Raw genomic sequence first — 12,512 nt, 5'->3', positions numbered from 1 at the left:
GGCCTTTCGGCGCCGCCACCCAAGCAGGCACGGCCGCCACGGCAGGCACGGCCGGCTACAGCACGCGCCGCATCGCCCGGTGCGGCATTCCGGCGTCCGGGAACTCCGGGCCGTACGCCACGTACCCCAGCCGCTCGTAGAAACCGAGCGCGTGCGTCTGGGCGTGCAGGTCGACCGCCGTGAGCCCACGCGCGCGTGCCGCGTCCTCGACGGCGCGGACGAGAGCGGCCCCGACGCCGAGGCCCCGCGCGTCCTGCGTCACGGCGAGCCGTCCCAGCGAACCCACCGACAGATCGCCGTCGGTCCTGGCCGCGGCCGCCTCGCCGTACAGCAGCCGCCCGGTCCCGAGCGGTGTCCCGTCCTCCCGGACCGCCAGCACATGCACGGCGCCGGCGTCGTACGCGTCGTACTCCAGGTCGGCGGGGACCCCCTGCTCGCCGACGAAGACGTCCTTGCGGACCGCGAAGCACGCCTCACGGTCGGCGGGGTCCTCGGCGACCCGCACGACGTACGCGGAGCTCACGCGTAGGTCTCCTCGCGGACCTGGTCGAGGGCCTGCTGCAGGTCGTCCGGGTAGCCGCACTCGAACTCCACCCACCGGCCGTCCCCGGGATGCTCGAAGCCCAGCCGTACGGCGTGCAGCCACTGGCGGGTCAGGCCGAGCCGCTTGGCGAGCGTGGGGTCGGCGCCGTACGTCAGGTCGCCGACGCACGGGTGCCGGTGGGCGGCCATGTGGACGCGGATCTGGTGGGTACGGCCGGTCTCCAGCTTCACGTCGAGCAGGGAGGCCGCACGGAACGCCTCGATGAGGTCGTAGTGCGTGACGGACGGCTTGCCCTCGGCCGTGACGGCCCACTTGTAGTCGTGGTTCGGGTGCCGGCCGATGGGCGCGTCGATGGTGCCGCTGGTCGGGTCCGGGTGGCCCTGCACGAGCGTGTGGTAGCGCTTGTCGACCGTGCGCTCCTTGAACTGGCGCTTGAGCGAGGTGTACGCGTACTCGGACTTCGCCACGACCATCAGGCCGGACGTGCCCACGTCCAGGCGGTGCACGATGCCCTGGCGCTCGGCGGCGCCCGAGGTGGAGATCCGGTACCCGGCGGCGGCGAGCCCGCCGATCACGGTCGTGCCGGTCCAGCCGGGGCTGGGGTGCGCGGCCACACCGACCGGCTTGGCGATCACGACCACGTCGTCGTCGTCGTGCACGATCTCCATGCCCTCGACCGGTTCGGCGACGATCTGCACCGGCGCGGGCGCCTGCGGCATCTCGACCTCCAGCCAGGCCCCGCCGTGCACCCGCTCGGACTTCCCCACCACCGAACCGTCGACCGTGACTTTCCCCGCGGCGGCGATCTCTGCGGCCTTGGTACGGGAGAAGCCGAACATACGGGAGATGGCGGCGTCGACACGCTCGCCCTCCAGGCCGTCGGGCACGGGCAGGGTTCGGATCTCGGGAACGGTGCTCACCCGTCGAGTATGCCGGACGGGTCCGACACTCGCGTACGAGAGTCCGGCGTCCTCAGTCCTTGTGGACGGTGCCGTCGGGGTCGAGACCCTTGAACGACAGCAGCACGATCAGGATGCCGCCGCACACGATCGCCGAGTCGGCCAGGTTGAAGACCGCGAAGTGCTTGGGCGCGATGAAGTCGACCACCGCGCCCTCGAACACGCCCGGCGACCGGAAGATCCGGTCGGTGAGGTTGCCGAGCGCACCGCCGAGCAGCAGGCCGAGCGCGATCGCCCAGGGCAGGCTGTAGAGCTTGCGGGCGAGGCGGGCGATGACCACGATCACGGCGGCCGCGATCACCGTGAAGATCACGGTGAAGGCCTCGCCGAAGCCGAAGGCCGCGCCCGCGTTGCGGATCGCCTCGAACCTCAGCCAGTCCCCGATGATCTCGATCGGCGCGTGGTGCTCCAGCTTGGCGACGACGATCATCTTGCTGATCAGGTCGAGGGCGTACGCCACGGTCGCGACGGTGAACAGCACGGCGATCCGCCGCCTGCCCCGGGGCCGCTCGGCCCCGGCGGCGGTCTGCGACGCGTCCGCGGCATGCTCCTCGGACTGCTCCGGCTCGCCTCCCGCCGCCTCTGGGGAATCCGGCGTACCGATGATGCGCTCCGCCTCTGCCACGTGAGTCCCTCAACCTAGATACCTGACTGAGGACGAGGGTACGACACGCTCCCGGGCAGCGAGGTGATCAGTACCGGCGTTCCTGCTTCTGCTTGCACTCCACGCACAGCGTGGCCCGCGGGAAGGCCTGCATGCGGGCCTTGCCGATGGGGTTGCCGCAGTTCTCGCACAGGCCGTAGGTGCCCGCGTCGAGCCGTTGCAGGGCGCGCTCGGTCTGGATGAGCATCTCGCGCGCGTTGGCCGCGAGAGCCATCTCGTGCTCGCGCGTGATGTTCTTGGTGCCGGTGTCCGCCTGATCGTCGCCGGCACCGTCCCCGGAGTCCCGCATCAGGCCCACCAGGGACTGTTCGGACGAGGTGATCTCGTCGCGCAGCCGCGTCGCCTCGGACGACAGCTCGGCGCGCGCCTCCGCGACCTCTTCCGGCGTCCAGGGGTCCTCACCGGGGCGTACCGCGAGCTCGCCGGGCTCCGCCGCGGCGATCCGTGCCTTGGGCAGTGCGGACTTCGCCGCTGTGGCCGTGCCAGGAGTCTTCTTCGCAACCACCGTCGTGGCTCCCGTCTGCTCCGCGGCCTGCGCCGCGCCCGCCTTCTTGACCGTGCTCTTCTTGGCCGCAGTCGTCTTGGCTGCGCTCTTCCTGGAGGTGCTTTTCACGGCGCCGCCCTTCGCGGCACCGCTCTTCTTGTCAGCGGTCTTCTTCGCGCCGGTCTCCTTCGCCGGCGCCACCTTCGTGGCCGCCGCCTTCCCGCCCGTCTCCGTGCCGGCCGCCGCCTCCCCGCCCGTCTCCTTCACGGCCGCCGCCCGCCCGTCCGCCACCTTCGTGGCTTCGGCCTTCGTGGCCGCCACCGACTTCCCGCCGGTCTTCTTCCCGCCCGCCGTCTTCGTAGCCGCCGCCTTCTTGGCCGCCGTCTTCTTGGCCGCAGTCTTCTTGGCCGCCGTCTTCTTGGCAGCGGCCTTCTCGGCAGCGGCCTTCTCGGCCCTCTTCACTGATGCCGTCTTCCTTGCCGCCGCCTGCTTCGCCACGGCCTTCTTGGCACCCGCACCCACACCCGCTCTCGCCCCCGCCCCCGCGCCCTTCGCGGCCGCCTTCCTCGCAGCCGTACCGACCGTCTTCACGGCCTTGGTCTCCCGCTCGGCCGCGCCCCCCTGCGTTCTCTTCTTCCCCCCGACGTCCTTGGCCGCACCGCCGGAGGCACCCGTGGACCCGGACGCCGACTGCTGTACGGCGGTCTTCTTCGCCACCATGGCCGCGGCCCCTTCACATATTGTGATCTTGCACGCGAATCGTGCTGGGACGATAAATCGACTTGAGTCCCACGGCAACGGGGCACACCGCCCGATTCGCCCGCCTCGCGAACGCCGCGCGGCAAACCTGCATGCGTTGTGCCCAGCTCCCCGCCGGGTAATCCGCCCCGCCGGGCATCCCGGCCCTCGAACACGCACCCCTCGCCATTCGGGTCATCCCGGGCCCCACAGAGCCCCGCCGACGGCCGCCGGAAATCCGGTCGGCCGCTGTCCCCACGGCGCCGTACACTGGGCGGAGCGAAAAGCGTGGATGGGGACGAGTAGCGACGTACGCAGCCCAGAGCGACCCGGGGACGGTGGAAGCCCGGGGGCGAGCGCGACGTGAAGATCACCCCGGAGCCGCCGGAAGAAAGCCGCAGCCGAAAGCACGCGGCCAGTAGACCCGGCATCGCGACCCCAATGAGGGGGCTCACCGGCGCCTGGAGCGCACCGGAGAGCCAAGGAGGGTGGTACCGCGGGAGCGCGCCGAAGGCGGCGCAGGGAATGACACAGCTCTCGTCCCTCCGGACGGAAGGCAGCAAGTCCGCCGGAGGAAGCTCGCTGATGACAACGCCGACGTACCGCCAGGTGCCCGCCCAGGTCGACCTGCCCGCGCTGGAGCACGCCGTGCTCGACTTCTGGCGCGAGCAGAAGATCTTCGCCAAGACCCTGGACCAGTCCGAGGGCCGCCCCGAGTGGGTGTTCTACGAGGGCCCGCCCACGGCCAACGGCATGCCGGGGGCCCACCACATCGAGGCGCGCGTCTTCAAGGACGTCTTCCCCCGCTTCCGGACCATGCGCGGCTACCACGTGGCCCGCAAGGCCGGCTGGGACTGCCACGGCCTCCCGGTCGAGATCGCCGTGGAGAAGGAACTCGGCTTCGAGGGCAAGAAGGACATCGAGGCGTACGGCATCGCCGAGTTCAACGCCAAGTGCCGCGAGTCCGTGACCCGCCACACCGACGCCTTCACCGAGCTCACGAACCGCATGGGCTACTGGGTCGACCTGGACGACGCGTACCGCACGATGGACCCCGAGTACGTGGACTCCGTCTGGTGGTCGCTGAAGGAGATCTTCAACAAGGGCCTGCTGGTCCAGGACTACCGCGTCGCCCCCTGGTGCCCGCGCGACGAGACGGGTCTGTCGGACCACGAGCTGGCGCAGGGCTACGAGACGATCGTGGACCCCTCCGTGTACGTCCGGTTCCCGCTGACCTCCGGTCCACTCGCCGGCCGGGCGGCGCTCCTGGTGTGGACGACGACCCCCTGGACGCTGGTCTCCAACACCGCCGTGGCCGCGCACCCCGGCGTCACCTACGTCGTCGCGACCAACGGCGAGGAGCAGCTCGTCGTCGCGAAGCCGCTCGTCGAGAAGGCCCTCGGCGAGGGCTGGGAGGTCACCGGCGAGACCTTCACCGGCGCCGAGATGGAGCGCTGGACCTACCAACGTCCGTTCGAGCTCGTCGAGTTCCCGGAACCGGCCCACTACGTGGTCAACGCCGAGTACGTGACGACCGAGGACGGTACGGGCCTGGTCCACCAGTCCCCCGCCTTCGGTGAGGACGACCTCAAGGTCTGCCGCGCGTACGGCCTGCCCGTGGTGAACCCGGTCCGCCGGGACGGCACCTTCGAGGAGGACGTCCCCCTCGTGGGCGGCGTCTTCTTCAAGAAGGCGGACGAAAAGCTCACCGAGGACCTCCAGCAGCGCGGCCTCCTCTTCAAGCACATCCCGTACGAGCACAGCTACCCGCACTGCTGGCGCTGCCACACCGCGCTCCTCTACTACGCGCAGCCGTCCTGGTACATCCGCACCACGGCCGTCAAGGACCGCCTCCTCCAGGAGAACGAGAAGACCAACTGGTTCCCGGACTCCGTCAAGCACGGCCGTTTCGGCGACTGGCTGAACAACAACATCGACTGGGCGCTCTCCCGCAGCCGTTACTGGGGCACGCCGCTGCCCATCTGGACTTGCGAGGACGGCCACCTCACCTGCGCCGGCTCCCGCGCCGAGCTGACCGAGCTGACCGGCACCGACCAGTCGGAGCTCGACCCGCACCGTCCGTTCATCGACGACGTCACCTTCGCCTGCCCGACGTGCCGGAAGACCGCCACGCGCGTGCCGGAGGTCATCGACGCCTGGTACGACTCGGGTTCGATGCCGTTCGCGCAGTGGGGTTACCCGCACAAGAACAAGGAGCTCTTCGAGAGCCGCTACCCGGCGCAGTTCATCTCGGAGGCCATCGACCAGACCCGCGGGTGGTTCTACACCCTCATGGCCGTCGGCACGCTCGTCTTCGACAAGTCCTCGTACGAGAACGTCGTCTGCCTCGGTCACATCCTTGCCGAGGACGGCCGCAAGATGTCCAAGCACCTGGGCAACATCCTGCAGCCGATCCCGCTGATGGAACAGCACGGAGCGGACGCGGTCCGCTGGTTCATGGCGGCCGGCGGCTCCCCGTGGGCGGCCCGCCGCGTCGGCCACGGCACCATCCAGGAGGTCGTCCGCAAGACGCTCCTCACGTACTGGAACACGGTCGCCTTCCAGGCCCTGTACGCCCGCACGTCGAACTGGGCGCCCAGCGAGGCCGACCCGGCCCCGGCGGACCGGCCGGTCCTGGACCGCTGGCTCCTGTCCGAACTCCACGCCCTCACCGATCAGGTGACCGAGGCTCTGGAGTCGTACGACACCCAGCGCGCCGGAAAGCTGCTCTCGGCGTTCGTCGACGATCTGTCCAACTGGTACGTACGCCGTTCCCGTCGCCGCTTCTGGCAGGGCGACAAGGCGGCGCTGCGCACCCTGCACGAGGTCGTCGAGACGGTCACCAAGCTGCTGGCTCCGCTGACCCCGTTCATCACCGAGCGGGTGTGGCAGGACCTGGTGGTGCCGGTCAGCCCCGACGCCCCCGAGTCGGTGCACCTGGCGTCCTGGCCGCAGGCGGACCTGTCCGCCATCGACCCGGACCTGTCGAAGCAGATGGTCCTGGTACGACGACTGGTGGAGCTGGGCCGTGCCACGCGCGCGGAGTCGGGTGTGAAGACACGTCAGCCGCTGCGACGCGCACTGATCGCGGCGACGGGCTTCGGCTCCCTCAACGCCGAGCTGCACGCGCAGATCACGGAGGAGCTGAACGTCGAGTCGCTGGCGTCGCTGTCCGAGGTGGGCGGTTCGCTGGTCGACACGACGGCGAAGGCCAACTTCCGTGCGCTGGGCAAGCGGTTCGGCAAGCGGGTGCAGGACGTGGCGAAGGCCGTCGCGAACGCGGACGCCGCCGCGCTGTCCCTGGCTTTGCGCGAGGGCACGGCGTCGGTGGAGGTCGACGGCGAGACGGTCACGCTCGCCCCGGACGAGGTCATCATCACCGAGACCCCGCGCGAGGGCTGGTCGGTGGCGTCCGACTCGGGCGCGACGGTCGCCCTCGACCTGGAGATCACGGAGGAGCTGCGTCAGGCGGGCCTGGCCCGTGACGCCATCCGCCTGATCCAGGAGGCCCGCAAGAACAGCGGCCTCGACGTGGCCGACCGCATCGCGCTGCGCTGGACGTCCACGGACCCGGCCGTCGTCGCGGCCCTGTCCGAGCACGCCGGCCTCATCGCCGACGAGGTCCTCGCGAGTGACTTCGCCCGGGGCGAGGCGGACGACACCTACGGATCCCCGTTCACGGACGAGGGCCTGTCCCTGACGTTCCGCCTGCGCAAGGCGTAGCCGAGGCCACGAAGGCCCGGGTGCACCAGGAGATCCTGGTGCACCCGGGCCTTCGGCGTTGCGTACGCAGGACAACTGCACCGGCACCCGAACACGCACGGCAAAAGCTCCGGACACGCACGGCAAAAGGGCGGGGCCCCGGATCAAAAATCCGGGGCCCCGCCCTGAACGCTGCCGACGCCTACGGCGTACTCATAACCGTCAGTTGTCGTCCTCGTCGATGAGGAAGCCGCGCATCGGCGACGGAGCCTGGCCCATCGGCGACGGGCCCTGCGGCCGTACCGGCGCCATCGGCTGGGTCATCGCCGGGGACATCTGCTGCTGGCCGCCGTAGGACGGACCGGCAGGAGACGGGCCGCCGCCCATGCCCTGGTTGCCGCCGCCGTACGACGGGGCGCTGGCACCGGCCGGAGCCATGGAAGGCGCCGGGGACGGCGGCAGCGACGCGGTCGCCGGAGTGCGCGGCGGGGCCAGCGAGTCGTCCGCCTGGGTCTCCAGCTGACGCAGCTGCGACTCCAGGTAGGACTTCAGACGCGTGCGGTACTCGCGCTCGAAGCCACGCAGATCCTCGACCTTGCGCTCCAGCGTGGCGCGGGCGGACTCCAGGGAGCCCATCGCGACACGGTGCTTCTCCTGCGCGTCCCGCTCCAGGGCGTCGGCCTTGGCACGGGCGTCACGCTCAAGACCCTCGGCACGCGAACGCGCCTCGCCGACGATCTTGTTGGCCTCGGAACGGGCCTCGGCGATCGCCTGGTCGGCGGTCTGCTGAGCCAGCGAGAGGACACGGGCGGCGCTGTCGCCACCGGGGCCCTGACCGGGGCCGCCCATCGAGTGGCCCATGGGGCCACCCATCGGGCCGCCCATCTGCTGCTGCATGGGGGACTGGCCACCCATCGGACCCTGGCCCATCGGACCCTGGCCCATCTGGCCCTGACCCATCTGGCCCTGGCCCATCTGACCTTGGCCCATCTGACCGGGACCCTGCGGGCCGCCCTGGCCGCCATTGGGGCCGGCAGGCAGCTGCGGTGCACCGCTCGGCAGCTGGGGCGGGCCACCCATGGGGCCACCCATCTGCTGCTGCGGCGGGCCAGATATGCCGGCCGGCACCGGAGAGCCGGGACCTCGCATGCCCTGCTGCGGCATACCCTGCTGAGGCATGCCTTGCTGCGGCATACCCTGCTGAGGCATTCCCTGCTGGGGCATGCCTCCCTGCTGCTGGTCCTGTTGCTGCTCCGGGGGCTTGCGCATGTTCTGCTGATTCTGGGCAGCAGCGCGCGTGGCCGCCGCCAGCTTGGCGCGCAGGTCCTCGTTCTCGCGGAGCAGGCGCGTCAGTTCGGCTTCAACCTCATCGAGGAAGGCATCGACCTCGTCCTCGTCATAGCCTTCTCGGAGGCGGACGGTCGTGAACTGCTTGTTCCGCACGTCCTCGGGGGTCAACGGCATCTCTTCACCTCAACGTAGTCATCGGCAGTCGGCAAGACCGTATCGTCCACAGTCACCCCGCGAGGTTCCCCACGACGGTGATCAGGATGTAGACGATGATCATCAGGACGAAGAAGGACAGGTCGAGCGCCACGCCCCCGAGACGCAACGGCGGGATGACCCGCCGCAGAAGCTTGAGCGGTGGATCAGTGACAGTGTAGGTGGCCTCCAGAACGACCACCATCGCCTTGCCGGGTTGCCACGAGCGGGCGAACTGGAAGACGTAGTCCATGACCAACCGGAAGATCAGCACGATGAGGAAGCACATCAGCGCGATGTAGATGACATCCAGAACCACGCTCATTGCTTGCGCTTCCCTCTCCCCTGATCCGTACTGCTGGGTCCTACTTGTACTGCCGTTTCCGGTCCTGCGTCTCAGCTCTGGTTGAAGAACCCGCCCTCTGCGATCCGGGCCTTGTCCTCCGCCGTGACATCGACGTTAGCAGGCGACAACAGGAACACCTTCTGCGTCACCCGCTCGATGCTGCCGTGAAGACCAAACACCAGACCGGCCGCAAAGTCGACAAGTCGCTTCGCGTCTGTGTCATCCATCTCAGTCAGATTCATGATCACCGGGGTGCCCTCACGGAAGTGTTCCCCGATGGTACGGGCCTCGTTGTAGGTCCGGGGGTGAAGTGTGGTGATCCGGTAAGGCTCTCGTTCCGACACGACCTTGGGCATGATCACCGGTGCGTTCTTCTCCAGGCTTGCGCGTTCTTGTGTGATGGATGCCACGGGCGCGATGCGCGCCGGACGCCCGGATTCCGCGCCTAGCGAAGCGGATCGGGGCAGGGGGTCACGTGACACCGGGGGTTGCACCACTCGTACCGGTTCGTCCCTTTCGGGCTGATGTGCCGGGTGGGACTGGTGCGAGCCGTGCGACTGATGCGACAGCTCATGCCGTCGCCGGTCCCGCTCGGGCTCCGGATCCAGCTCGGGTTCGAAGTCGTCGTCGGGATCAAAACCGCGGCCGTCGTACCCATCGTCCTCCACGAGGCCGAGGTAGACCGCCATCTTGCGCATCGCGCCGGCCATTTCCTGAGTCCTCCGCTCTGTGGTGGATCGGCTGACGACTGCCAAGTGCCCGCGATCCACGAGGTCGTTATGCCCGCTGTGCTGCGGTAATGACCATATTTTCTGCTGTGGTCCGACTTCCTGGCGACGTTACCCGAGCCTGGGGCGTACTCCGAGTACCGCGGTACCGACGCGTACATGTGTCGCTCCGGCCGCCACGGCCTGTTCGAGGTCCGCACTCATCCCTGCGGAGACCATGTTCGCAGCCGGATGCGCTCGGCGCAGGTCCGTCGACAAATCCATCAACCGCTCGAACGCCGCCTGTTCGCGCCCCGCGTACTCCCCGGTGAGCGGAGCGACGGTCATCAGCCCGTCGAGCCGCAGCCCCGGAGCGTCGGCGACGCGGTCGGCCAACTCCTCGATGCCGCCGGGTCCTACGCCACCCCGCTCCCCTCTCCCGCTCACTCCCGCGTCGAGCGCCACCTGGATCAGACAGCCCACCTCGCGTCCGGCCCGCACGGCCTCCTTCGACAGGGCCGTCACCAGCTTGGAACGATCGACGGACTGCACGAAATCCGCGTAACCGACCACGGATCGTACTTTGTTGGTCTGCAACTGGCCGACGAAGTGCCAGCCAAGCGGCAGGTCCGCGCATTCCGCCGCCTTCGGCGCCGCGTCCTGGTCGCGGTTCTCGGCGACGTGTCGCACACCGAGTTCCGCCAGCATCCGCACATCGCTCGCGGGATGGGTCTTGGTGACCACGATCAGCGTGACGTCCTCACGCCTCCGCCCGGCGGCCGCACACGCGGCCGCGATGCGCTCCTCCACGTTCGCCAGGTTTCCGGCGAGTTCGTCCTTACGGTCCGTCATGCCCCTCAGTCCAACCACACATATCCCGCGAGTCGCCCCGTGGTGCGATCGCGGCGGTACGAGAAGTGGTCCCCCGACTCCAGCGTGCACACCGGCGACCGCTCCCGGTCGTGCACCCCCAGCCGCTCCAGCTGCGCGTGCACTCCGGCGGTCACGTCGACCGCCGGCGTGCCCCAGCTCGTCTCGGCGTGCGCCGCCGGTTCGACGGCGGCCACCTCGGCGCGCATGGCGTCCGGCACTTCGTAGCACCGGCCGCAGACCGCGGGCCCCGTGCGGGCGACGATCCGGGACGGTTCGGCACCGAGTTCCGTCATGGCCCGTACGGCGGCGGGGACGACCCCGGCGATCATGCCGGGCCGGCCCGCATGGGCCGCGGCGACGACCTTGGCGACCGGGTCGGCGAGCAGAACGGGGGTGCAGTCGGCGGTGAGGACGGCGAGGGCGAGTCCGCGCCGGGCGGTGACGACCGCGTCGACCGAGGGGATCCGCGAAGCGGGATCCCAGGGCCGGTCCACCACCGCCACGTCGGCCCCGTGCACCTGGTTCATCCAGACCACCTGAGCGGCGTCGAGCCCCAGGGATTTGGCGGCCAGTTCACGGTTGGTCCGTACGGCACCCGGGTCGTCGCCGACAGCTCCGCCGAGGTTGAGCTCCTCGTACGGAACGGCGCTCACCCCGCCCCACCTGTCGGTGAAGGCGAAGTGCGCGCCGTTCACAGTGCTCGTTCCGGAGCGCTGATCTATCACTTCAGGAAGTCCGGCACGTCCAGTTCCTCGGCCGCGCTGTCCGAGTAGGAGCGCGACGGCGGGACCGGCGGGGAGACCGGAAGGTCGGCCACCGGCTCGGGCGCCTGCTCCGACTCCTCCTTCGGCGTGACGCTGCCGAGCGAGCCGAAGGACGGGCGGCTCTCGGTCTGCCGTACCGGAGTGGGCTCCTCACGGCGGCCCGACGACGAGGACGACGAGGCCGAACCGAGGACGTTGTCCCGGCGGGCCGGCGGCTGGCCGCCGTCGAAGCCGGCCGCGATCACGGTGACCCGGACCTCGTCGCCGAGGGCGTCGTCGATGACCGCGCCGAAGATGATGTTGGCCTCGGGGTGGGCGGCCTCGCTCACCAGCTGGGCGGCCTCGTTGATCTCGAAGAGACCGAGGTCGGAACCGCCGGAGATGGACAGGAGCACGCCCCGGGCACCGTCGATGGACGCCTCCAGCAGCGGCGAGGAGATCGCCATCTCAGCCGCGGCCACCGCGCGGTCGTCGCCGCGGGCCGAGCCGATGCCCATGAGGGCCGAGCCGGCCTCGGACATGACCGACTTCACGTCGGCGAAGTCGAGGTTGATCAGGCCGGGCGTGGTGATGAGGTCGGTGATGCCCTGAACACCGGAGAGCAGGACCTGGTCCGCCGACTTGAAGGCGTCGAGGACCGAGACCTGGCGGTCCGAGATGGACAGCAGCCGGTCGTTCGGGATGACGATGAGGGTGTCGACCTCTTCGCGGAGTTCGGCGATGCCGTCCTCCGCCTGGTTGGCGCGGCGCCGTCCCTCGAAGGTGAACGGGCGCGTCACCACGCCGATGGTGAGGGCGCCGAGCGTGCGTGCGATGTTGGCCACGACGGGCGCGCCGCCGGTGCCGGTGCCGCCGCCTTCACCGGCCGTCACGAAGACCATGTCGGCCCCCTTGAGGACCTCCTCGATCTCCTCGCGGTGGTCCTCGGCCGCCTTGCGGCCGACAGCCGGGTTGGCTCCGGCGCCGAGTCCGCGGGTGAGTTCGCGGCCGACGTCGAGTTTGACGTCGGCGTCGCTCATCAACAGCGCCTGCGCGTCGGTGTTGATGGCGATGAACTCGACGCCCTTGAGACCGACCTCGATCATCCGGTTGATGGCATTGACACCACCGCCGCCGACACCGATGACTTTGATGACTGCGAGGTAGTTCTGCGGTGCTGCCACGTCGAAGGCCTCTCGCCTCGAGTTACGTGTCGCCGCCTCGCGGCCTTGCCGCGGTCCGACGACTGATGCCGATTGGGACGGTCCGT

General features: G+C 69.8%; 11 protein-coding genes. 1 reads left to right on the top strand and 10 read right to left on the bottom strand.

Annotated features, from left to right (window positions below; translation table 11 throughout):
* Positions 1–55: 55 nt before the first annotated feature.
* The 4 genes from ACZ5XS_RS24830 to ACZ5XS_RS24815 form a co-directional block, all read right to left on the bottom strand.
* Positions 56–523: a GNAT family N-acetyltransferase gene (locus ACZ5XS_RS24830; RefSeq protein ID WP_468654726.1), complete on the bottom strand. Its 468-nt coding sequence runs from the start codon at positions 521–523 to the stop codon at positions 56–58.
* Entirely contained in the window at positions 520–1,464 is a 945-nt protein-coding gene (locus tag ACZ5XS_RS24825) for an RluA family pseudouridine synthase (RefSeq protein ID WP_468654724.1), read from the bottom strand. The genes ACZ5XS_RS24830 and ACZ5XS_RS24825 overlap by 4 nt, the downstream gene beginning before the upstream one ends.
* A 52-nt stretch (positions 1,465–1,516) precedes the next feature.
* On the bottom strand, positions 1,517–2,128 hold the full coding sequence (gene lspA / locus ACZ5XS_RS24820; RefSeq protein ID WP_468654722.1) for a signal peptidase II: 612 nt from the start codon (positions 2,126–2,128) through the stop codon (positions 1,517–1,519).
* 67 nt (positions 2,129–2,195) lie between these two features.
* Positions 2,196–3,371, bottom strand: coding sequence for a TraR/DksA family transcriptional regulator (locus tag ACZ5XS_RS24815; protein ID WP_468654720.1), 1,176 nt, complete (start codon positions 3,369–3,371; stop codon positions 2,196–2,198).
* Between the two features lie 603 nt (positions 3,372–3,974).
* Here ACZ5XS_RS24815 and ileS point away from each other — a divergent pair.
* A complete protein-coding gene (gene ileS, locus ACZ5XS_RS24810; RefSeq protein WP_468654718.1) occupies positions 3,975–7,112 on the top strand; it encodes an isoleucine--tRNA ligase in 3,138 nt (1,045 codons plus the stop codon).
* Between the two features lie 201 nt (positions 7,113–7,313).
* Here ileS and ACZ5XS_RS24805 read toward each other — a convergent pair whose 3' ends face one another.
* The 6 genes from ACZ5XS_RS24805 to ftsZ form a co-directional block, all read right to left on the bottom strand.
* Complete coding sequence (locus tag ACZ5XS_RS24805) at positions 7,314–8,555, bottom strand: DivIVA domain-containing protein (RefSeq protein WP_217237248.1); 1,242 nt, start codon at positions 8,553–8,555, stop codon at positions 7,314–7,316.
* A 52-nt stretch (positions 8,556–8,607) separates the two neighbouring features.
* On the bottom strand, positions 8,608–8,898 hold the full coding sequence (locus tag ACZ5XS_RS24800; protein ID WP_468654716.1) for a YggT family protein: 291 nt from the start codon (positions 8,896–8,898) through the stop codon (positions 8,608–8,610).
* Positions 8,899–8,969: 71 nt separating this feature from the next.
* Positions 8,970–9,629 carry a cell division protein SepF gene (locus ACZ5XS_RS24795; RefSeq protein ID WP_468654714.1) on the bottom strand — a complete coding sequence of 220 codons (660 nt, stop codon included), beginning with the start codon at positions 9,627–9,629 and terminating at the stop codon, positions 8,970–8,972.
* A 129-nt stretch (positions 9,630–9,758) separates the two neighbouring features.
* A complete protein-coding gene (locus ACZ5XS_RS24790) occupies positions 9,759–10,478 on the bottom strand; it encodes a YggS family pyridoxal phosphate-dependent enzyme (protein WP_468654712.1) in 720 nt (239 codons plus the stop codon).
* 5 nt (positions 10,479–10,483) lie between these two features.
* Complete coding sequence (pgeF, locus tag ACZ5XS_RS24785; protein ID WP_468654710.1) at positions 10,484–11,194, bottom strand: peptidoglycan editing factor PgeF; 711 nt, start codon at positions 11,192–11,194, stop codon at positions 10,484–10,486.
* Between the two features lie 26 nt (positions 11,195–11,220).
* The gene (gene ftsZ, locus ACZ5XS_RS24780; protein WP_217237244.1) at positions 11,221–12,426 is read right to left on the bottom strand and encodes a cell division protein FtsZ; all 1,206 of its coding nucleotides are present in this window, start codon (positions 12,424–12,426) and stop codon (positions 11,221–11,223) included.
* Positions 12,427–12,512: the final 86 nt, after the last annotated feature.

The sequence above is a fragment of the Streptomyces sp. NPDC033131 genome (assembly GCF_055578365.1).
The sequence above is the reverse complement of the archived record's forward strand: the minus strand, read 5'-3'. Positions and strand labels throughout refer to the sequence as shown.